The following is a 21,762-nucleotide window of genomic DNA, read 5'->3' on the forward strand; positions in this document are numbered from 1 at the left end:
AGGCTTGGATAAATATGAATTTTTAGAGCTATTGACTAATGGACATGGAGTCTCAGGGTTTGAGTATACTTTAAGCAAGACAGTGATTGACGCTTTTACACCGTTGTGCGATTCAGTAAAGATCGACAAGATGGGCAATGTCATTGCACACAAAAAAGGATCTGGTGATGGTGCGGCCAAGATAATGATGGCTGCGCATCTTGATGAGATAGGCTTTATGGTAAAATACATCGAGGATAATGGCTTTATAAGGTTTACTACCATAGGCGGTATCGATCCAAGAACTACTGTCGGTCAGGAGGTCTGGGTACACGGTGAGAAAACCATATTGGGTGTAGTTGGATCAAAGCCTCCGCATTTGCAGGATGCAAAGGAGCAGGATGAAGCCATAAAGCTTGAAGATATGATAATTGACACAGGCTTTTCCAAGGAAAAGCTTCAAGAGATAGTATCCATTGGTGATACTATAACTGTAAAGAGAAATACTGTCAGGCTATTGAATACAAAGGCTGCGGGAAAGGCGATGGATGACAGAGCAGGTGTTGCAGCTCTTCTCGAGACATTAAAAATGCTTCAGGATGTGAACCATTATCCAGACGTATACATGGTCGCTACAGTTCAGGAAGAGGTATCGATGACTGGAGCCTTCACTTCGACCTATCATATCCAACCAGATATTGGTATAGCTGTTGATGTGGGCTTTGGAACGACACCAGAGCTTGATAAGTCGGATTCCCTTGAGCTTGGAAAAGGTCCTGGGATAACTATAGGCGGTAACGTACACCCAACACTTATGAAGAGAATGTTTGAGATTGGAAAGCTTCATGGTATCCCTTGTCAAAAGGAGGTAGCTCCGGGTCCAACCGGCACAGATGCAAGAGCTATGCAAATAACCAAGGAAGGTATACCTGCTCTTGTCGTCTCGATACCATTAAGGTATATGCATACCTCTGTTGAACTTTTGGACCTTGAGGATATCCATCATACTGCCAGATTACTGGCACAATTCACCAACTCTGTGAAAGAGGGAGAACTGGAGGGATTGCTATGCTTTTAAAGAGACTTACCGAGGCGTCAGGGGCTTCAGGAAATGAAAAGGAAGTCAGGGATGTAATAATTGATGAGATCAGACCATTTGTCGATTCTGTCCGTATTGACAGCTTAGGGAATTTAATAGCTTACAAGAAAGGTAAAATTCCAGCTGCAGGAAGGATCATGGTGACTGCTCATATGGATGAGGTAGGACTTATGATCAAGGAAGTAGATCCTACAGGTCTACTGAGGTTTCTGATAGTAGGGGGTATAGATAAAAGAGTCCTGGTTTCAAAAACTGTAGTTGTCGGCAAGGATAAGATAAAGGGAGTAATAGGCTCTAAGCCGATACATCTTCAGAAGAGAAACGAATGGACTAAGATACTGGATGTAAATGAGCTGTATATAGATATAGGCGCATCATCAAAGGAAGATGCTGAGAAGCTTGTTTCTATCGGTGATTATGCTGTCTTTGATACTCAATACGAGGAGTTTGGAGATGGCAGGATCAAGGCCAAGGCTCTGGATAACAGAGTTGGATGTGCAGTGCTTGTAGAGCTTCTGAAGTCTTCGATCGAAACGGAGATTTATGGAGTGTTTACAGTTATGGAGGAGGTAGGTCTGGTTGGAGCAGGGCCTGCTGCGTATACTGTCGAGCCTGATGTTGCAATAATACTTGAAGGAACGATCTGCTATGAGATGCCCGATCTTGATACTCACCATATCCCGACCGTTATGGGTAATGGACCAGCTATATCTCTTGTTGACAGGTCAACATTATATGATTTCGAATTTAGAAAAAGGATCTTTAAGATCGCTGATATGAATGGCATAAAATGCCAATACAGAAAAACAGCAATGGGTGGTAATGATTCCGGAAGGATCCATACGACCAAAACAGGCTGCATCACTACTGCTATTTCCGTACCCACTAGATATATCCACAGTCCACTTTCTGTCATCAGTAAGGATGATTATGAAAATACCTTAGCACTGGTTAAGGCAGTCGTATCTGATTTGGAAAAGGAGGCTTTATAATGGTTTTTAATAGTGAGCTGCTAAAAAAAATAGTTACGGTTTACGGACCATCTAGTCGAGAGCATCTTATAAGAGAGGTCATCTCAGATGAAATTAGAGAACATGTGGACGAGATGTTTACTGATGCTCTTGGAAACCTTATAGCACATAAAAAGGGACCTGGTAAAAAGGTGATGATATCTGCTCATATGGATCAGATAGGCTTAATAGTAACTGACATTGATAAGGACGGCTTTTTAAGATTTGGCAATATCGGTGGTATTTCACCTGCAGTTACCTTCAGTCAGAGGGTCATGTTTGAGAATGGTACGGTTGGAGCGATATACTCCGAGCCTATAGACGATCTTTCCAAGCTTAAGCTTGAGGACATGTACATCGATATAGGGGCTAAATCGAAGGAAGAGGCGGAGAAAATTGTAAGCATAGGCGATATTTGTGTATATCACGCCGAATTCTCTGAGAATGACAATGTAGTATTTACACCTTATCTGGACGACAGAGCAGGTTGCTTTGTTGCCGTTGAAGCTTTGAAGTCCATCCAGGAGCCTGAGAATGACCTGTACTTCGTTTTCTCAGTCCAGGAGGAGGTAGGTCTTAGGGGAGCTAAGACTGCAGCATATGGAGTCGATCCTGATTTCGGTATTGCAGTAGATGTTACTATCCATGGAGATACTCCTAAGGCAAAGAGGTTTGCAGTTGGTCTTCATAAGGGAGCTGCAATAAAGGTCAAGGATAATTCTGTGATTTCTCATCCAATTGTAAGGGAAAGACTTGTTCATCTTGCCAAGGAAAAAGGGATCCAATATCAAATGGAGGTACTCGATTTCGGGGGTACGGATTCAGGAGCTATACACATGAATAAGACAGGAGTACCATCAGGAGTAATATCGATACCAACAAGGTATGTGCACTCAACAATAGAGATGGCATCAAAGGAGGATATAACGAGTTGTATAGCCCTTCTGAAGGCATATCTGGAGGAAAGAGTGTAGAAACTAATATAGTTATCATCGAGGAGAGAAGTATTTAATGAAAAAGGTTTTAATAACGACTTTTGGGTGCCAAATGAACGAACACGACTCTGAGAAGATCGCCTGGATAATGGAAGGTATGGGCTATGGTCCAACCATGGATAAGGAAGAGGCTGACATTATAATCTTCAATACCTGTGCAGTTAGAAAAAGTGCAGAGGACAGAGTCTTTGGACAGCTTGGCGAGCTGAAGGAGCTTAAGAGGAGAAAGCCTGAGACCATTTTGGCACTTTGCGGATGCATGATGCAGAGAGAGGATATCAGGAGCTTTTTCCTTAAGAAACACAGGCATATTGACATAGTATTTGGAACCAATAATATCCATAAGCTGCCGCAGCTGTTAAATAGACACCAGGAAAGCGGTAAGCTGGTAGTAGATATAGTTGAGGACACAAGAGAGATAGAGGAATCAATTGAGGCTGACAGAAAATACTCCTATAAAGCATATGTAAACATCATGTATGGCTGCAATAATTTTTGTACCTACTGTATCGTGCCTTACACGAGAGGCAGGGAGAAGAGCCGAGATCCTGAGTCGATCATCGATGAAATAAAGGACCTCGCAGCAAATGGCACCAAGGAAATAACACTGCTTGGACAAAATGTGAATTCCTATGGAAAAACTCTCGACAGGGAATACAGCTTTGTTGACCTGCTGAAGGATGTCAATAAGATAGATGGGATCGAGCGAATACGATTTATGACCTCACATCCAAAGGATTTTTCCAGAGAGCTTGCCCTTGCTTATACAAGTCTTGAGAAGCTTTCACCACACCTTCACCTGCCAGTTCAATCCGGCAGCAACAAGTTACTGAGGAGTATGAACAGGAACTATACCAGAGAGGATTATCTCGAAAAAATATCATGGATCAAGGCTTTGGTTCCTGATATTGCAATAACTACGGACCTGATTGTAGGATTCCCCGGTGAGACTGAGGAGGACTTTATGGATACGCTAAGACTGTGTCAGGAGGTCGGCTTTGACTCTGCCTTTACCTTCCTATATTCTGTAAGGGAGGGCACAAAGGCAGCAACCATGGATGAACAAGTGCCTGATGAGCTAAAACACGAGAGATTCCAAAGGCTCCTTGATACACTTCACCCTATCGGACTTGAGCTTAACAAAAAGCTTATAGGTACTGTTCAGAAAGTCTTGGTTGAAGAGATAAGCAAGAATGACGAGACCATGCTCAGCGGGAGAACCGAAGGCGGCAAGCTGGTCCATTTCAGAGGAACCGAGGATATGATCGGTAAGCTCGTTAATATTGACATAAAAGAAGCAAAGACCTTTACTCTTGGGGGAGTTCTGGTATAGAGGGAGGATAAAATGAGTCAGCTGACGCCTATGATGCAGCAGTATATGGCCATGAAAAATCAATATAAGGATTCTCTGCTTTTTTTCAGGATGGGCGATTTTTATGAAATGTTTTTTGAGGATGCCAAAATCGCATCCAGAGAGCTGGAGATCGCACTAACCGGAAGAGATTGTGGTCTTGATGAAAAGGCCCCAATGTGTGGAGTACCGCACCATGTTGCAGAGACTTATATATCCAGACTTGTTGATAAGGGATACAAGGTAGCTGTTTGTGAGCAGATGGAGGATCCAGCGCTTGCAAAAGGACTTGTAAAAAGGCAGGTCACAAGGATAGTAACTCCTGGTACAATCATAGACCCAAGTTCGTTGGACGAAAAGACCAACAACTTTCTTGCCTCGGTTTATTTTGATGATTATGGAGCAGGAATTTCATATGTTGACAACTCAACAGGTGAAATGTTTACTACCGAGTTTATAGGTGAAACTGAGAACAGCTCTAGATTCATTCTGGACGAGCTTGGTAAGATCATGCCCTCTGAAATAATATGTAATAAAGGTTTAGTAGACCATAAAAAAATTATGTCTACTATTAAGACCAAGATAGATCCATATATCAACCTTATAGAAGATGCTTCTGAGAATGTAGACAGCAGTCTTAAGCTGATAGAGGAGTTCTTAGACGGTGACCATAAAGTAAATCAACTAGAGGGTAAAGTATACAGCACTATTTCTGCATCCAGATTAATTGGCTATCTTAAGGATACTCAATTCAACCAGCTGGAGCATATTATGGAGCTTCAGTACTATGAGCCACAGCAGTTTGTGCTTATGGATATAAGTACAAGGACAAATCTGGAGATCCACGAGACTTTGAGGTCGAGGGAGCGCAAGGGAGCTTTGATAAGTATCCTGGATAAAACACAGACCGCAATGGGTGGGAGGCTTCTTAAAAAGTGGCTGGAGCAGCCATTGCTGGACAAAGTACAGATAAATTCAAGACTTGACATGGTCGAGTATTTTGTGGAAAATCCCATCACCCTCGATGGGGTAAGAGAAATATTAAAAGAAGTGTATGATATAGAAAGACTAAGCAGTAAAATTGCCACAGGCAACTGCAACGCTAGGGATATGGCAGCATTGAGACAGTCTATCTCACAGCTTCCTCAGCTAAAATCTATATTGTGCGGCACAGAGCAGGAGAACCTCAAAAGACTACAATCCGAAATGGATCCTCTTAAGGATCTGTTTAGCTTGCTTAATGATACACTTATCGAGAATCCTCCCCTTTCAGTGAAAGAGGGTGGCTTCATTAAGGAAGGCCGCAGTCAGGAATTGGACGAGCTGAGGAATAGCGGCAGGATGGGAAAGGAATGGCTTGCACAGCTGGAGCAGAAAGAGCGTCTAAGAACAGGCATCAAGACGCTGAAGGTTGGATATAACAGGGTAATGGGCTATTATATCGACATAACCAAGACAAATCTTTCATTAGTGCCAGAGGATTATATTAGAAAGCAGACTCTTGCCAACTCTGAAAGATATTATACTGAAGAGCTTAAGAGGCTGGAGGAAAAGGTTGTCGGAGCTGAAGAGAGAGCTGTTCAGCTTGAGTATGAGCTGTTTCAGGAGCTGAGAGATTACATTAAAAAGCAGCTTAACAGATTGCAGAAAACGGGGAGACTTCTGGCAGTTCTTGATTGTATAGGGGGTCTTGCAAGGGTTGCTTCTGCAAACGGCTTTACAAGACCGCAACTAAACAACAGGGGAACAATAAGTATAAGGGAAGGAAGACACCCTGTAGTAGAAGCTTCTATTGAGCACCAGCTGTTTGTTCCCAATGATACTGAAATGGACAATCGGGACAACATGCTCCACATTATAACAGGTCCAAATATGGCCGGCAAATCTACCTTTATGAGGCAAACGGCTATAATCGTTCTATTGGCTCAAATAGGCTCCTTTGTGCCTGCAAGGGAAGCTGACATCGGAATAGTCGATCGGATATTTACCAGAATAGGTGCTTCTGATAACCTGTCTCAGGGTGAAAGTACGTTTATGGTAGAAATGACCGAGGTTTCCAATATACTAAGATATGCCACTAAGAACAGTCTGCTGATACTCGATGAGGTAGGAAGAGGTACAAGTACCTACGACGGACTTAGCATAGCATGGTCAGTAATCGAACATATAGCCGAGCATATTAAAGCGAAGACTCTCTTTGCTACACATTATCACGAGCTCACTCAGTTGGAATCGAAGGCAAAGGGGATAGTTAATTATACTATTTTGGCAGAGGAGCGGGGAGAGGACGTAGTATTCTTAAGGAAGGTAGTAAGAGGAAGTACGAGTCAGAGCTTTGGGATACAGGTAGCTCGTTTGGCAGGTATAAAGAGGGAAATAATTCTTAGGGCAAATGAAATACTTTCTATGATTGAGGGAAGCCATACCTTTGATCTTCATAAGCCCGTGATGAAACCAAACCAAAAGCAATTGGACCTAATGGACTACAAGAAGGATTTCTTTATTGACAGAGTTAAAAAGGTTGCAGTAAACCAGCTGACACCAATAGAGGCTTTGAACCTTCTCAACAGCCTTGTTGAAGATGCCAGAAATCTCAAGGAGTGACCCGGATGAACAAGATAAAGGTTCTGGACAACCTTACAATTTCAAAGATCGCTGCAGGCGAAGTGATAGAACGACCAGCCTCCATAGTTAAGGAGCTTGTGGAGAATTCACTTGATGCCGGTGCAACTCAGATAATAGTTGAGACCAAGGATGCAGGCAAGTCTCTTATAAGGGTCACTGACAATGGAGAAGGAATGGACAAAGAGGATCTTCTTATTGCGTTTGAGAGGCATACCACCTCAAAACTATCCTCGGCTGAGGATCTGGAAAGTATATCTACCCTTGGCTTCAGAGGCGAAGCACTATCAAGTATCGCTGCCGTATCTAAAATGGAGGTCATGACCAGAACAGGCTTTTCAAGCTCTGGGATCCAGGCAATAGTTGAAGGTGGTACAGTTACAGGAATATCTCCAGTAGGGACACCGCTTGGAACAACTATGATAGTAAAGGACCTGTTTCAGAATGTGCCAGTCAGGAGAAGATTCCTTAAGAGCAACAGCACAGAGGATGGACAAATAGGGGATATAATGGTCAAACTTGCCATAGGGAATCCTAACACCTCCTTTAAGTATATAAAGGACTCAAGAGTAATATTCAGTACTAATGGGAAAGGCGATGCTTTTGCAGCTATATTTCAATTGTTGGGAAGAGATGTTGCAAGAGGCTTTGTACCGTTTTCACTTAGTTCAGAAGTATTATCAATAAATGGCTTTATATCAAACAATAATCTATACAGAGGCAATAGGAACCACCAGTATCTATTTGTGAATGGAAGATATGTTGTGGATTACAGACTATCCAGGATAGTGGAGCAGCAGTACATCTCTATGATTCCGATAAACAGGTATCCTTTATTTGTACTATACCTTCAGATGGATCCTGCCGAGCTTGATGTAAATATCCATCCTACAAAGCAGGAAATTCGATTCTCCAGTGACAGCAGGATATATGAATCCATTGAGCTCGGGTTTAAGGACAGCTTTAAAGAGCTGTTAAAAATACCTGAGGTCACGTATGAGAAGGTTAAGGAGAATAAAAATGGGAAGGATGCTCCGAAGCTGTGGGAGCTGAACAGACCTGGAAGTGAGATCGATGAGGCAACTGTAGACTCTTCACTGATAATCAAGGATTACACTGCAGTGGATTATGAGAAAGCAGTACTCTCTGAAAATGAAATTCCTAAACATGACCACATATACAGTGAACCAAAAGTGAAGGAAGAAATGGATTTTGAAGCACTAAACCCGATCGGAGTCATCTTTGACACTTATGTGATAGCAGAGGACAGACTGGGTCGATCCATGTGGATAATTGATCAGCATGCTGCACATGAAAGAATAATGTATGAAAGATTAAGTGCTGATTTTCATAGTGAGTCGATATTTGTTCAACAGCTTCTTACACCTATAGTAATGGAGCTGGCACCTGGGGATTACAGGAAGGCAATCGACAATCTTGAGCATTTCAATAAACTAGGCTTTGAGATAGAAGCATTTGGGGACAGAAGTGTAGTACTTCGAGGTGTTCCAATGATATTTGGAAGTCCGGACGGTAAGATACTATTTCTCGATATACTCGACGGTCTGGAGGATGGGTCAGCCTTGCCATATGAAACAAGAATCGACAGGATCATGAAGATAGCTTGTACCAAGGCGGTCAAGGCGGGCGATAAACTGGATGACAGAGAAATAGGCTCTTTATTAAGGCAGCTTATGGATTGCGAGAATCCCCTGACATGTCCTCACGGAAGACCTACAGTCGTCAAGATGACTAAAATGGAGCTTGAGAAGAAATTTCTAAGGATAATATAGGTGGATTATATGAAGGAAAGACTTGTGGTACTGACTGGACCGACAGCAACTGGTAAGACTGATTCGTCCATAGCCGTTGCAAAGGCTTTGGAGGGTGAAGTAATATCTGCTGACTCGATGCAGATATATCGGTATATGGATATAGGTACGGCGAAGATATCGAGGGAAGAAATGAAGGATATACCTCATCACCTTATTGATTTTCTTGACCCGGACCAGGATTTTTCTGTTGCTATGTACAGTGAACTAGCTAAAAAGCTTATAACTGACATAAATAAAAAAGGGAAACTTCCCATAGTCGTAGGTGGAACCGGTCTATATATAAACTCATTGGTATATGATTTGGAATTTGGAAGGATACAGCCCTTACCTGATTACAGATCAGAGTTAGAAATGATAGACAAGGAACAGGGAGGCCAGTACCTACTGGATATGCTAAATAAGGTAGATGATGTATCTGCGTCCAGGTTTGGACCTAAGGATAAAAAGAGGATCATAAGAGCTCTGGAGGTTTTTAAGGCTACTGGCGAGCCGTTAAGTGTACAGAGTGGCAGCTTCCGTAAAGAGACAGAAAGATACGAGCTTTCATTTTACTGTCTAAATATGGATCGGAAAAAGCTCTATGATAGAATCAATCATAGAGTCGATATAATGATGGACAGTGGCCTAGTCGAGGAAGTCAATAGTCTACTTCAAAGAGGATATCACAGAGAGCTGCAATCGATGCAGGGAATAGGGTATAAAGAGATATGCCAATATCTATACGGTGAATGTTCTCTCAATGAAGCTGTCGACATAATAAAGCAAGGCTCCAGAAATTATGCTAAAAGGCAATTGACATGGTTTAGAAGAGATAATAGAATTAAATGGGTAGATGTTGACACTTTCGATGATAAAGCTGATTTGTACAGCTTTCTTATAAATGATATAGAAGGGCTTAATGACAAGGAGGGTCTATGATGAAGCAAGGGCTGAACCTGCAGGACCAATTTTTGAACACCGCGAGGAAGGATGGTATCTTGATCACGGTTTTTCTTGTGAACGGCTATCAAATAAAGGGCTATGTAAAGGGTTTTGACAGCTACACGATCGTTCTCGATGCTGACGAAAAGCAGCAGCTGATCTACAAGCATGCAATATCCACAATAATACCCAACAAAGTAATAAGCTTTGAATATTAGGATTAAAAGTCTCTGATGACAGAGACTTTTAATTTGTAATTGGAGGATCAAAACAATGAATGAGTTTACCAGAAAATATTTATGTAAACAAATGGGGATCAATGAAGCTGTGGTTGATTATGTTTCTGTACGGGAAAAGGAGATCCTGTCGTATTTCAGCGAGCTTGATGCAATCAGGGAATTTAATCAGTTCAAGGTAATCGAAGCTATGCAGTTTAACAGGTTAAGCTCGACAGATTTTTACTGGACCACAGGCTATGGCTACGGAGATGTGGGAAGAGAAAAGGTTGAAAGTATCTTCGCCAGAGTATTCAGAGGAGAAAGCGCCCTTGTTAGACCAGCGATTGCTTCGGGAACTCATGCCCTGAATCTTACACTGTCGGGTATATTAAGACCGGGTGATCAATTACTATATGCTACAGGTAAGCCATATGATACGCTTTTAAAGGTCATAGGAACCAAGGGCAGCATGGGAGGATCTCTGATAGACTATGGAGTCAATTATAGGGAAGTCTCTCTGAAGAATAATATGATAGATATTGAAGCTGTTCATGACTCAATTGAAGCCTCAACAAAAATTGTGGCTTTTCAAAGATCTACAGGCTACAGTGACAGAAGAGCTTTTACTATATCGGAGCTGGGAGAAGCAATCACTGCTGTGAAAATGAAGTTTCCTGATAAAGTCATAATGGTCGATAACTGTTATGGAGAATTTCTTGAGGAGAGAGAGCCAATAGAGATTGGAGCAGATATTATAGCAGGCTCACTTATAAAAAATCCGGGCGGCGGTCTTGCACTTTCAGGAGGCTATGTAGTAGGTAGAGAAGATCTTGTCGACTTAGTTGCGAATAGGCTTACTGCCCCGGGTCTGGGAAAGGAAACAGGTTTGACTTTTGGCACCAGCAGGACTACCATGCAGGGTTTGTTCCTGGCACCACATATTACAATGGAGGCGGTTAAGGGAGCTCTTCTTATGGGAAAGGTGTATAAAAGCCTTGGATTTAAAATAGTTCCTGAACTGGATGACATAAGAAGCGATATAATTCAAGGTATTGAACTTAAGACAGAGGAGAGAGTAAGTGAGTTCTGTAAAGGAATACAGGCTGCATCAACTGTTGATTCCTATGTCGTACCTGAAGCCTGGGATATGCCAGGATATGCAGATAAAATCATAATGGCAGCTGGAGGATTTATTGAGGGCTCATCGATCGAATTAAGTGCCGACGGGCCTATGAGAGAGCCGTACTACGCTTATTTTCAGGGAGGACTGACATACGATCATTGCAAGCTGGGAGTATTAAAATCACTTAATAATCTTTATGCAAAAAGCTTAATATCTCTTTAAGGATATTAAGCTTTATACATTAATTTTGTGCAATAATATAGGTCTGAGGGAACTGATATTCCTTCAGACCTTATTTCTATTGTTTGGAAGATCAATACTTTCTAAACAGACCCTTTACCTTGCCAAGTATTACAACATCAGTTGAATATATAGGCTCCATAAATTGATTCTCAGGCTGCAGTCTTATCCTGTCTGTTTCTTTAAAGAATCTCTTAACAGTAGCCTCTTCTCCCAACAGGGCAACTACTATATCCCCATTCTGGGCAGTTTTTTGTTCTTTAACCAGCACAAGGTCACCGTCCATGATACCTGCATCGATCATACTTTCACCCTGAACCTTCAGCATGAATACATTCTGACCTTCGACATCCTCAAGAGGGAGGGGGAAGGTATCCTCAATGTTTTCAATGGCGAGAATAGGCGCTCCTGCAGTGACACGACCAACGATTGGAACGTCTACAGTTTGTCTCTTTCGAAAATTCATGTCTGAATCAACGCCAACGATCTCAATTGCTCTTGGTTTTGTCGGATCTCTTTTAATGTAGCCTTTTGTTTCCAGTGTATTCAAATGGGCATGAACGGATGATGGGGAGCGCAACCTCACAGCGTCGCATATTTCCCTCACAGTTGGAGGATAACCCTTTGTTGCAGCCTCGCGTTTGATGTATAGCAATATGTCAGTCTGTTTCTTAGTTAGATCTTCGTACATAGAATCCACCTCGCTTATTGGATAGAACACCTGTTTCGTTGATTATATCACAGCGAATAAAAATAATCAAACGTGAGTTCGATTATTTTTTGAAAAACTATTGACACAGAACATGCGTTCGTGTATTATTAAATTAATCGAACGCATGTACTCTAAACGTGAGGTGTTAATGTTGAAAGCGAAAAGATATGTCATTGTAAACCAAACCAGATTCTTTACATTCATAACACTGATCATTGCCGTAGCTTCACTGATCTTATTCACCTTTATCAACATGTCGGGAGCTTACGGATCCGAGCTGGAAACAAAATATGAGGAGCATCTAGTAGCCTCCGGTGACAGTCTATGGGAGATCGCACTAAAGTATGCCCCTGAAGATTATGACATAAGAAAACTCATATATGAAATAAAGGAACACAACAACATGGAAACAAGCATGATTTATGAGGGAGAAAGACTTTTGATACCAATGATCGCAAGCAATGACTAATCATCGTTGCTTTTTTTCTTTCTATTGGCAAGAGGATTGGACTTAATAGCATCCCTAAGTCTTTCATCGTCCAAGTGAGTATATATCTGCGTAGTGGAAACTGACTCATGCCCAAGGATTTCCTGGAGAGCTCTTATGTCAACATTGCCGTACTTATACATCAGGGTAGCTGCAGTATGTCTTAATTTGTGAGTAGAATAGACTGATGGGTCAAGACCCGATTTTTGAAGGTATTTATCGATCATGTGTTGGATAGCACGATTGCTGAGTCTTTGCTTTCTTTTACTAAGAAACAGGGCTTTTTCGCCAGGAGATAGGGGACGTAAGCTTATGTAGTCTGAAATAGCATCCACACATGCCTCATTCAGGAAAATTGTTCTTTCCTTGTTTCCCTTACCAATGACAGTCAGATTATCTCCACCGTTTATCTTGTCTATATTGATGCTGGAAAGCTCTGAAAGACGAAGGCCACAATTTAGAAACAGCATTATTATTGCATAATCTCTGGCCCGATAAAGCTCATTATCAACTGAAAGTACTGTATTTAGCAATGTTTCCGCCTGCTCAAGAGTCAAGTATACAGGATACCTGTCATCTGTTTTAGGAAATTCCAGCTGCTCTGCAGGATTCTTCTCAAGCAGATTTACACGATTGGCTAGATATTTGAAGAAGGACCTTACGGAAGCTACCTTGCGGGCTCTGGTGGAGCTGCTGTTGGAGCGCTTCTTGTCGGTATAGGAAATATAAGCATGAAGTTCCTGGATAGATACCTTTCTTAAAAGATCGATATCTATATCATCGATCGGAATATCGTCAAACTCAATTGAGCTGTCGACCATTTTGAATCGCAGCTTAAGAAATCTCAGGAAGGTCCTTAGGTCAAAATAGTATTCTTTGACCGTATTGGAGGAGGTTCCTTTGATCGTCTCCATATAATCCAGATAGTCCTCGAGGATCTGGGGCATTTTCATAGAAATTACCTCTTTTTTTAGTATATTAGTCACAAAATAACTATTTTGTGACTAATAATATGATACCATATAAGCATTGAAAATGCAACATTTTTTCATACTCCTATTTATAAGCAAAAATTTTTGTTGCTGCTAAAGAATTTAATAATCTTTATTGACGTTCTATTTTTATAGAATAGTTACAAGGCCTTTCCGAATAAATTATTAATAACTCAAAACAATAAAAAAAATTATTACTTCAAGCTTTTTGACCGTATAATGTTTGTCGGTCGTTCCATAATTAACTCTTTATAATTGCTGATACGTATGAAAAATGTTTTTTCTACATGCTATCTGATCAGGCTTCAAATATGTGGCTCTAGGCTCTTCACTAATACCTTAGATAAATCAAAGCATATCATTGTATGGCTTTTATATTTTAGAGGCCTTAAAATCGATTCTGAGGCTTCGAAATTTTACAAGATAATTATATGACCATCTAAAGAACATATTTTCAGTGAAAATGTCTACTAACAAGTACAAAGATTTCTTTGGGGTATTATTTTTAGTGTTCTCTGTAGCATATGTAAAAAAACAAGGCTATGGTTTACATAAATATATTATGCAAACCATAGCCTGAATATTTCTAATACCAAATTTTATTATTTTGCTCCAAGTAAATTTTTGACTCTCTCGAGACCATTTTCAATATTTTCCATAGATGTTGCGTATGACAATCTCACATAGTTGTCGTCACCAAAAGCTATTCCTGGTACAACTGCTATCTTGCACTTATCCAGCAGAAGATTTGTAAAGTCCACTGAGTTATCTATTCTCATCCCCTCTACTTCTCTCCCGTAATATTGTGAAGAATTTAACATAACGTAGAATGCACCCTTAGGATTAAGGCAGCTTAGATCCTTAATGCCATTAATAAGCTCGACCATTCTTTTTCTTCTGCGATCAAATTCATCCCTCATTTGAAATATGCTTGTCTGGTCTCCCAAAAGACCCTCAACACTTGCATATTGTGATACAGAGCTTGGATTTGAAGTTGTGTGACTTTGGATATTAGCCATGATCTTAGTTATTTTCTCGTGACTTGCAGTATATCCGATTCTCCAGCCTGTCATTGCATAGGCCTTAGACATACCATTTACTACTATAGTGAGTCTTTTGATTTCCTCATTCAGTGAAGCAATGCTAATATGCTCTTCACCATCATAAACAAGCTTTTCGTATAACTCGTCCGAGATAACAAATATGTTGTTTTTTACTGCCCAGTCAGCAATATCCTGAAGCTCGTCCCTGCTATAAACGGACCCTGTTGGATTACTTGGGCTGTTGATTATCACTGCTTTTGTCTTATCTGTTTTGTATTTATCAAGGTCTGCCGAGCTGAACTTAAACTCTTTTTCCTCTGTAGTGGGAAGTATTACTGGCTCTCCACCAGCGATCATAACCAATTCAGGATAGCTTACCCAATATGGGGCACTAAAAATAACCTCATCTCCAGGATTAAGTATTGCCATAAGGGCATTGTAAAGTGAATGCTTACCTCCATTTGATACAACTATCTCAGATGGCTTATACTCCAGACCATTGTCTTCTTTTAATTTTTTACATATTGCTGCTTTTAAATCCGGAGTACCTGATGCAGGTGTGTATTTTGTAATACCTTTTCTAATAGCCTCTACTCCGGCATCCTGAATGTTTTCTGGGGTATTGAAATCGGGTTCTCCAACGCTGTAGCTTATTACCTTTTCACCAGCTGCTCTCATGGCAGCTGCCTTTGCGGTTATCTCCAGCGTAACCGACGGCTCGATTGAAAGACCCTTTTTTGATAGATTGAACTCCATTTAACTTCCTCCTAATCAAATTTTGATGTTGTAGATATCTTTTAATACATTCTTTATTATAAGCAGTGAATCATCAAATGAAGATTTATTCATCTGCTTGATAACATTGTAGTGTTCTCTACCCTTATCAGTTATGTTATAGATCCTAATAGTTCGCTTAGTTGGTTCATCCCAGTGCCCTATTATATAGCCTTCACTTTCAAGTTGGTTCAAAAGAGGATATACCATGCCGGGACTTGGGCTCCATTTCCCATTTAGCCTTCTGCTGATTTCATCTTTAAGCCGATTGCCATAATAGCTTTTCGAATTCAAAAGATGAAGTATATATAGCTTTACGAAAGAAGTGGTGCTAATGGTGGTCGGGAATTGTCTTTGTCTTTCCCCATTGCTCACAATAATCTCTCCTTGAGTTTAGGTAACTGATCCAGGTCTATTGTTATCGTCCCAAGGATTTCTTCATCTCCGTGGTAATCCGATCCACCTGTTTGGAGCAGTCCATTACGGATACATAGTTTTGAAAAGAACTCTGTATCTTCCCGCGAGTGCTTAGTATGAAAACACTCTATGCCCATTATACCCTTTTCTATGCAAAATGTCACCGTTTCCCTTTTAAGTAGAAGACCAGGGTGAGCCAAAACTGATATGCCGCCAATAGAGTGTATAAGCTCTATAGCATCCTTGACTCTAAGCTCATATCTCTCTACATAAGCGGGTCTATCTTTATCCAGGAATAAGTTGAAGGCTTCGGTTATACTATGAGCATAACCATACTCGATTAGATTTCTGGCGATGGTAGCTCTTCCAATAAAGCCATTTATTTTCGCCTCAGTAATTATGGATCCTATAGGAAGCTTTATTCCAAGAAGCTCGAGTTTTTTGAGTATTTTTTCTCCTCTGAGCCATCTCTCATTCTTGATTTGAATAAGGGCATCTCTTAACGCAGGACTTTCATGATCTATAAAGTATCCGAGAATATGGATTTCCTCATCGTCTTCAATACAGCTCAGCTCGATACCAGGTATTACTTTGAAGTTCTTGATCGTTCTTGATTCGATGATTGCTTCCCTGATTCCGTCCACGCTATCATGGTCAGTGATTGCAATCCCGGAAAGACCCAATCCCGAAGATTTTTGAACCAGCTCTTTAGGGGTCAATAGCCCATCGGAGCAATTGGTATGAGTATGAAGATCGAATAGTTTCAACAACTCACCTCCTTATTTTTAAATTTACATAGAAAAAACCTGCCTTTATTGGCAGGTTTGTTTTCTATTTGGCGTATTCTATAGCTCTGGTCTCTCTTATGACATTTACCTTGATTTGACCAGGATAATCTAATTCTGATTCAATCTTTTTCACTATATCACGAGCAGTATGAATTATTTGAGCCTCTGTAATATCCTCTGGCTTAACCATTATTCTGATCTCTCTTCCAGCCTGGATTGCAAATGACCTTTCGACGCCTGGGAATGAATTTGCTATTTCTTCAAGCTTCTCAAGCCGCTTGATATAAGCCTCCAGTGTTTCTCTTCTGGCCCCAGGTCTGGCAGCTGAAATCGCATCAGCAGCTTGTACCAATATGGCCTCAACTGTTTGTGGCTCTACGTCACCATGGTGGGCTTCCATACAGTGAAGAACATCCTTAGATTCCTTGTATCTTCTTGCTAAATCGACACCGATTGCTACGTGTGGACCTTCTATCTCATGGTCTACAGCCTTGCCCAAGTCATGCAGTAATCCACCTCTTCTGGCTATCTTGACATCAGCACCGATCTCGGCTGCAATTATTCCAGCAAGCTGAGAAACCTCAACTGCATGCTTAAGAACATTTTGGCCATAGCTGGTTCTGTATTTAAGTCTACCCAAAAGTTTTATGATTTCAGGGTGTAATCCGTGTACAGCAGCATCAAATGCCGCCTGCTCTCCGGCTTCTCTAATGGTATTATCTACTTCTTTTCTAGCCTTTTCAACCATTTCCTCAATTCTTGCTGGATGGATCCTTCCGTCTACTATAAGCTTCTCTAGAGCTATTCTGGCTACTTCTCTCCTGATCGGATCAAATCCGGAAAGGACTACAGCCTCAGGTGTGTCATCAATAATCAAGTCGATTCCGGTAAGCGTCTCAAGAGTTCTGATGTTTCTTCCTTCTCTTCCGATGATACGACCCTTCATTTCGTCATTTGGCAAAGCAACTACAGTAACTGTTGTCTCTGCAACGTGGTCTGCTGCAACTCTCTGAATTGTTGTCGAAATTATCTCTCTGGCCTTTTTATCAGCCTCTTCCTTAGCCTTAGCTTCCATTTCCTTGATCATCATCGCAGATTCCTGAATGATCTCTTTTCTTGTTTCATTTAGAAGCAGCTCTTTAGCCTCATCGGATGTCAATCCCGACAATCTTTCCAGCTCCTGTGTCTGTTTTTCGTAAAGTGCGTCTACTGCCTCTTCTTTTTCTTCAAGGTTTCTTAATTTTTTATTGAGATTCTCTTCCTTTTTCTCAATAGCTTCATTTCTTCTGTCGATGGCTTCTTCCTTGTTTTGAAGCCTTCTTTCGAGCTTTTGGATCTCATTACGTCTTTCTCTGATTTCCCGCTCAATGTCATTTCTTGATCTGTGAATCTCTTCCTTGGCTTCTAAAAGAAGCTCCTTCTTCCGAGCTTCGCCATCTTTAACAGCATCTTCAGTGATTTTCTTAGCTAATTCTTCAGCATTTTTTATTTTTCCTTCGCCGATGTATCTTCTAATGAAGTATCCAACGAAAACTCCAATAATCAAGCCTGGAATTGCATAAATTAAAGATTCAATAGGAAACACCTCCAGTTTATTAAGTTTTCAAGTTCCATATATCAATTATACCTAATCGCAATGACCATTAAATGTCTGAATGGCCTTATCACTCCATGGATAATTACTCAAGTTATACCCATGGATATGAAATTCCCTTCACAGGAATGGGTAAAATCGTATATTTCGTATGGTTACATACAACTTAATTTTATTACTTTTGTTGTTTCCTGTCAAGGCATTAAACTCCATCAATAGGAGTTACAATGCTTGTATTTCCTGAATATTCAACTCTATAAGAGCTGCCCGACAATGCAGCCAGGTGGGTATTGTGAGTAACCATTATTACTTGTCTATTGAATATCTCTGACGTTTGCTTCAAGAAGTCGCCAACGTTGTGGATATATTCCTCGCTTACATGCTTTGCAGGCTCATCTAGCATCAAAGGACCTGAAATTGGAGGCTTATGTGTTTGCAAGAAGGATATCCTAAGAGCGAGTGATACGATATCTACCACACCTCCCCCTCTTGATTGCTCAGGCTTTGTTTTAAGAAAAAAGTCTTTCGTGTTGTTGACTACATAAAATTCTGCGCTAGCTTTGTTTCTAAGCTCTTCCAGCTCTATTTGAAATTCCACTGACGAATCAAAAATATACTGGAGACATTTAGTTACCAGCGCTTCAATTTGGTTTTTTGCTTGATCTCTGGCAAACTGAGAAGTCATCTGAAATAAGGACATTACTTTTTCCAAAATATCCTGTTCATCAATAAGACCATTTAGGGTCAGTGTTTTCTCATCTATGATTTTCTTAAGCTGGTCCCTCTTACCTTCCTGTCTTTCTATTTGAAGCGTCAATTTTTTTGATCGTTCCTTCAATTCTTTGATATCTGGGGTCATTTAGATCACCTACTTATTCAACAGATCATTGGGAAGCATTTGATTTGCTTTATTAAGTAACTCCTCAATCTTTATCCTCAGCGATTCAATTTCTTTGTCTAAATCAGAGGGTTCAACACCTAGAGTCTTTAACTCTCTGATTATCTGATCTTCTTGGTTTTTAAGCTGTTCGAGCCTTGCTTCCGCTTTATATTTCAGTGTCTTTGCTTTGTCAAGACTCTCTTTTAGGTTGCTTAATTCCCTTTCATAATCCATATCATTAACCTCCCAGATGATTTTTGATAAGTTGTTCTACAGTTTCTTCACTTATATCGCTCATACAGTACGGACATTTTCCTATCTCTATAAGTACTTCCCCATATTTCTCCAACAACGATCTATACCTTTCATCATTGCTTCTCAATTCGGCAACAGAGATGTTAATTTGCTGCATATTATAATCATACTTACACTTGACAGCATTGATTGCTTTGTGTCTCTCTATAAGAATTTTGGATTGGTTTACATTGTCTTCAGAAGTTAGGAAGCCTTCAATCTTATCCATATACTCTTTGCCAATTGCGATACCGTTTATTGTTTCGCCATATTTATTAAATAAAACTATTAGTTTATTGTATCTGCTCAGATGCTCCCCAAGGATGCTGACGTCTTGCCCTGTTTTATCTATTGATTTAAGCATATTCAACTTCTTCTCAAGCTCGTTTTTTTCACTTATGTTATTTGAATATTCGAAGTATAATTTAGTCAGGGATTTTAATCTGGATGTCAATTTGGATGTCTCCGACTCTATTTCTTGTATATCATCTATTTGTTCCAGTAAATATGAGGCTTTGATCAATGAATTTTTTTCCTTCTGAAGCTCAGTGATGTTAATTGATTTACCTTTCAGCACTTCGTATTTAAATATTTTGTTGTTTATGTCCTCGGCAATTTGTTTTGTATTTTCAATGTTTTTCAGCTTATCAAGTGTCTCCTCCTGTCTCTTTTTATCGATGGTCAGGACGTTAAGTGACTTAGACAAAAGCTCAAGCCTGGCTTTTACTTCAAGCAGATTCTCAGCTTTTTTTATGAGATCAGAGGAGATCAAGCTCTTATTTTTTAACTCGTCCAGGTAATCGTAACTTTTTAATTCCTCATCCAAGCTAATTATAGCCTCTTCAGTTTCCTTTTTTCTAAGGTTTATGTTTCTTAGATCCTTTAGAACTTCTCTCAGCGCATCATCCAGTAGATTTACTCCAACTAACCTACCAATTGCGTTTGCACGTGTGGATGGCTTCTCTGACAAAAGGAAAGGACCCTCGAGCTGTTCACCCAGGTTTATAGCTGAGCTGGAATCCTGATCAAGGATTATCTTGGAAATACCTGTTGCATCGACTATTTCCTTGGGAACTCCGGATCCAATTCCTTCAAATCTCATTTCCTCATCATCTGAATTCAGCAAAAGGTAACCATTCCTACTCTTGCTTCTGTACCTTTTAAGAGTAGTACCATCGTTGAACTCTACTGTTACACTACATTCCTTTTCACCTTCTCTGATAAAAAAATCCCCAGCTGGTTCATTATAGAGGACCCATTTCAAGGCTCTGATCACAGCAGATTTACCTGAATCCGAAGGACCGACTATGACATTCAGCCCCTGTTTTAAGGTGAATACGGAATGACTATGAGATTGGAAATTTTCAATTATGATTTTGGAGATATATCTCATTTGATCACCTACCTATAGGCTTTTCATTTGAACATCAGTCAGTCTTTTTAGAGCTTCTTCGCGAATTCTCTTTGGTACATTCTCTGCTAAAGCTACCTCTGTGATGAGATCGTTTATGTCCAGCTTTTCAAAGTCTAAGGCTGCATCTATGGATTGTTTGAATTCAACTATACGCTCACTTCTAAAAACACCATTTTCAAGCGCTGTCCTATCCAACACCTCATGTCCTGGTTTAGCTGATTCAAGGTATAATTCCTCAATTGCTATGGATGAGCTGTTTAGCTCTATTAATACGATCTTGGGCATTCTTTCAATTTCCTTTAAGCTATTGGTCACCCTCACCAAACTTCCAGGATTGACGAAATATTTTCCGTCTCTAATTATAGTCTGATATCCTGCATGATAGTGACCCGAGAGAGTAATATCAGCCTTGGTCTCAATAATATCATCTATAAGTGTATATGGTATACCCTTTACAAATGGTTTGTCCAATAGCATCCCGTGAACAACGTTAATGGAGTAGGCTGCACGGTCATCGATTTTCTTCAGGATATATGAACTTGGATCAGAGTCAACATCATACGAATAAGGAACTCCTGAGAGTTGGACGGCCATTCCATCCTTTTCTACTATAATTGGAGAATCCTTTTCCAGCACCTGGAGAAAATCAAAGCTTCTCAGCAACCCGAGCATGGTCCTGTCCAGAGTATCAGGGTTATGACCAAAAATGTCGTGGTTTCCGCTAACAATAAAGATAGGTTTTTCGATTAACTTAAGTATTCCGGCAAACCTTGTTACAACGGAAATTGATATATCAGGCCTGTCAAAGAGGTCGCCCCCATGGATAACAAAATCAACATTCTTTTCTTTGACCAGTCTTGCGATCTCCGTGAATTTGACCTCCAGAGTCCTGATGAAGTCGTCAGTTCTATTCTTAGGATTTGAGCCTCTAATGTGGGTATCTGTGAAATATATAAATCTCATAGCTATCTCCT

Annotated in this window: 20 protein-coding genes; 10 read left to right on the forward strand and 10 right to left on the reverse strand. The window is 40.4% G+C overall.

Annotated elements, in window-relative coordinates:
* Positions 1-4 precede the first annotated feature (4 nt).
* From AC4PHB_RS04150 to AC4PHB_RS04190, 9 genes are read left to right on the forward strand one after another with little or no spacing between them, the layout of a single operon-like run.
* Positions 5-1,057, forward strand: coding sequence for a M42 family metallopeptidase (locus AC4PHB_RS04150; protein WP_492137381.1), 1,053 nt, complete (start codon positions 5-7; stop codon positions 1,055-1,057).
* A complete protein-coding gene (locus AC4PHB_RS04155) occupies positions 1,048-2,070 on the forward strand; it encodes a M42 family metallopeptidase (protein WP_492137382.1) in 1,023 nt (340 codons plus the stop codon). The genes AC4PHB_RS04150 and AC4PHB_RS04155 overlap by 10 nt, the downstream gene beginning before the upstream one ends.
* Entirely contained in the window at positions 2,070-3,062 is a 993-nt protein-coding gene (locus AC4PHB_RS04160; RefSeq protein WP_492137383.1) for a M42 family metallopeptidase, read from the forward strand. Before AC4PHB_RS04155 ends, AC4PHB_RS04160 begins: the two co-directional genes overlap by 1 nt.
* Positions 3,063-3,099: 37 nt before the next feature.
* Positions 3,100-4,416, forward strand: a complete 1,317-nt coding sequence (gene miaB, locus AC4PHB_RS04165) for a tRNA (N6-isopentenyl adenosine(37)-C2)-methylthiotransferase MiaB (RefSeq protein WP_492137384.1) — start codon at positions 3,100-3,102, stop codon at positions 4,414-4,416.
* Between the two features lie 12 nt (positions 4,417-4,428).
* On the forward strand, positions 4,429-7,038 hold the full coding sequence (gene mutS / locus AC4PHB_RS04170) for a DNA mismatch repair protein MutS (protein WP_492137385.1): 2,610 nt from the start codon (positions 4,429-4,431) through the stop codon (positions 7,036-7,038).
* Positions 7,039-7,043: 5 nt separating this feature from the next.
* Complete coding sequence (gene mutL / locus AC4PHB_RS04175) at positions 7,044-8,849, forward strand: DNA mismatch repair endonuclease MutL (protein ID WP_492137386.1); 1,806 nt, start codon at positions 7,044-7,046, stop codon at positions 8,847-8,849.
* A 9-nt stretch (positions 8,850-8,858) separates the two neighbouring features.
* Positions 8,859-9,809 (forward strand): tRNA (adenosine(37)-N6)-dimethylallyltransferase MiaA, encoded by a 951-nt coding sequence (miaA, locus tag AC4PHB_RS04180; protein ID WP_492137387.1) that lies wholly within the window; start codon positions 8,859-8,861, stop codon positions 9,807-9,809.
* Positions 9,809-10,030, forward strand: a complete 222-nt coding sequence (gene hfq / locus AC4PHB_RS04185; protein ID WP_492137388.1) for an RNA chaperone Hfq — start codon at positions 9,809-9,811, stop codon at positions 10,028-10,030. Before miaA ends, hfq begins: the two co-directional genes overlap by 1 nt.
* A gap of 55 nt (positions 10,031-10,085) precedes the next feature.
* Positions 10,086-11,375: a methionine gamma-lyase family protein gene (locus tag AC4PHB_RS04190; RefSeq protein WP_492137389.1), complete on the forward strand. Its 1,290-nt coding sequence runs from the start codon at positions 10,086-10,088 to the stop codon at positions 11,373-11,375.
* Between the two features lie 91 nt (positions 11,376-11,466).
* Here AC4PHB_RS04190 and lexA read toward each other — a convergent pair whose 3' ends face one another.
* Complete coding sequence (gene lexA, locus AC4PHB_RS04195; protein ID WP_492137390.1) at positions 11,467-12,084, reverse strand: transcriptional repressor LexA; 618 nt, start codon at positions 12,082-12,084, stop codon at positions 11,467-11,469.
* Between the two features lie 169 nt (positions 12,085-12,253).
* Here lexA and yneA point away from each other — a divergent pair, with 169 nt between their 5' ends.
* Positions 12,254-12,574: a cell division suppressor protein YneA gene (gene yneA / locus AC4PHB_RS04200; RefSeq protein WP_492137391.1), complete on the forward strand. Its 321-nt coding sequence runs from the start codon at positions 12,254-12,256 to the stop codon at positions 12,572-12,574.
* Here yneA and AC4PHB_RS04205 read toward each other — a convergent pair.
* The 9 genes from AC4PHB_RS04205 to AC4PHB_RS04245 form a co-directional block, all read right to left on the reverse strand.
* On the reverse strand, positions 12,571-13,545 hold the full coding sequence (locus AC4PHB_RS04205; RefSeq protein ID WP_492137392.1) for a tyrosine recombinase XerC: 975 nt from the start codon (positions 13,543-13,545) through the stop codon (positions 12,571-12,573). The two genes, yneA and AC4PHB_RS04205, sit on opposite strands and share 4 nt — an antisense overlap.
* Before the next feature lie 641 nt (positions 13,546-14,186).
* Positions 14,187-15,383, reverse strand: a complete 1,197-nt coding sequence (locus AC4PHB_RS04210; RefSeq protein WP_492137393.1) for a pyridoxal phosphate-dependent aminotransferase — start codon at positions 15,381-15,383, stop codon at positions 14,187-14,189.
* A gap of 15 nt (positions 15,384-15,398) precedes the next feature.
* The gene (locus tag AC4PHB_RS04215) at positions 15,399-15,776 is read right to left on the reverse strand and encodes a PadR family transcriptional regulator (RefSeq protein ID WP_492137394.1); all 378 of its coding nucleotides are present in this window, start codon (positions 15,774-15,776) and stop codon (positions 15,399-15,401) included.
* Positions 15,773-16,585: a PHP domain-containing protein gene (locus tag AC4PHB_RS04220; RefSeq protein ID WP_492137395.1), complete on the reverse strand. Its 813-nt coding sequence runs from the start codon at positions 16,583-16,585 to the stop codon at positions 15,773-15,775. Before AC4PHB_RS04220 ends, AC4PHB_RS04215 begins: the two co-directional genes overlap by 4 nt.
* A 64-nt stretch (positions 16,586-16,649) precedes the next feature.
* Positions 16,650-18,152, reverse strand: a complete 1,503-nt coding sequence (gene rny, locus AC4PHB_RS04225; protein WP_492137396.1) for a ribonuclease Y — start codon at positions 18,150-18,152, stop codon at positions 16,650-16,652.
* A gap of 250 nt (positions 18,153-18,402) precedes the next feature.
* Positions 18,403-19,059, reverse strand: coding sequence for an OLD family protein (locus AC4PHB_RS04230; RefSeq protein WP_492137397.1), 657 nt, complete (start codon positions 19,057-19,059; stop codon positions 18,403-18,405).
* A gap of 9 nt (positions 19,060-19,068) precedes the next feature.
* A complete protein-coding gene (locus AC4PHB_RS04235; RefSeq protein WP_492137398.1) occupies positions 19,069-19,314 on the reverse strand; it encodes a hypothetical protein in 246 nt (81 codons plus the stop codon).
* Between the two features lie 4 nt (positions 19,315-19,318).
* Complete coding sequence (locus tag AC4PHB_RS04240) at positions 19,319-20,767, reverse strand: AAA family ATPase (RefSeq protein WP_492137399.1); 1,449 nt, start codon at positions 20,765-20,767, stop codon at positions 19,319-19,321.
* A gap of 12 nt (positions 20,768-20,779) precedes the next feature.
* Positions 20,780-21,751 (reverse strand): metallophosphoesterase family protein, encoded by a 972-nt coding sequence (locus AC4PHB_RS04245; RefSeq protein WP_492137400.1) that lies wholly within the window; start codon positions 21,749-21,751, stop codon positions 20,780-20,782.
* Between the last annotated feature and the right edge of the window lie 11 nt (positions 21,752-21,762).

This window comes from Gudongella sp. QWL-04 (assembly GCF_058683975.1).

Excerpts from the sequence above, each read along its gene's own strand:
- AC4PHB_RS04155 (WP_492137382.1), top strand. The coding sequence starts at position 1,048 with ATGCTTTTAAAGAGACTTACCGAGGCGTCAGGGGCTTCAGGAAATGAA.
- AC4PHB_RS04160 (WP_492137383.1), top strand. The coding sequence starts at position 2,070 with ATGGTTTTTAATAGTGAGCTGCTAAAAAAAATAGTTACGGTTTACGGA.
- miaB (WP_492137384.1), top strand. The coding sequence starts at position 3,100 with ATGAAAAAGGTTTTAATAACGACTTTTGGGTGCCAAATGAACGAACAC.
- mutS (WP_492137385.1), top strand. The coding sequence starts at position 4,429 with ATGAGTCAGCTGACGCCTATGATGCAGCAGTATATGGCCATGAAAAAT.
- mutL (WP_492137386.1), top strand. The coding sequence starts at position 7,044 with ATGAACAAGATAAAGGTTCTGGACAACCTTACAATTTCAAAGATCGCT.
- miaA (WP_492137387.1), top strand. The coding sequence starts at position 8,859 with ATGAAGGAAAGACTTGTGGTACTGACTGGACCGACAGCAACTGGTAAG.
- hfq (WP_492137388.1), top strand. The coding sequence starts at position 9,809 with ATGAAGCAAGGGCTGAACCTGCAGGACCAATTTTTGAACACCGCGAGG.
- AC4PHB_RS04190 (WP_492137389.1), top strand. The coding sequence starts at position 10,086 with ATGAATGAGTTTACCAGAAAATATTTATGTAAACAAATGGGGATCAAT.
- lexA (WP_492137390.1), bottom strand. The coding sequence starts at position 12,084 with ATGTACGAAGATCTAACTAAGAAACAGACTGACATATTGCTATACATC.
- yneA (WP_492137391.1), top strand. The coding sequence starts at position 12,254 with ATGTTGAAAGCGAAAAGATATGTCATTGTAAACCAAACCAGATTCTTT.
- AC4PHB_RS04205 (WP_492137392.1), bottom strand. The coding sequence starts at position 13,545 with ATGAAAATGCCCCAGATCCTCGAGGACTATCTGGATTATATGGAGACG.
- AC4PHB_RS04210 (WP_492137393.1), bottom strand. The coding sequence starts at position 15,383 with ATGGAGTTCAATCTATCAAAAAAGGGTCTTTCAATCGAGCCGTCGGTT.
- AC4PHB_RS04230 (WP_492137397.1), bottom strand. The coding sequence starts at position 19,059 with ATGACCCCAGATATCAAAGAATTGAAGGAACGATCAAAAAAATTGACG.
- AC4PHB_RS04235 (WP_492137398.1), bottom strand. The coding sequence starts at position 19,314 with ATGGATTATGAAAGGGAATTAAGCAACCTAAAAGAGAGTCTTGACAAA.
- AC4PHB_RS04240 (WP_492137399.1), bottom strand. The coding sequence starts at position 20,767 with ATGAGATATATCTCCAAAATCATAATTGAAAATTTCCAATCTCATAGT.
- AC4PHB_RS04245 (WP_492137400.1), bottom strand. The coding sequence starts at position 21,751 with ATGAGATTTATATATTTCACAGATACCCACATTAGAGGCTCAAATCCT.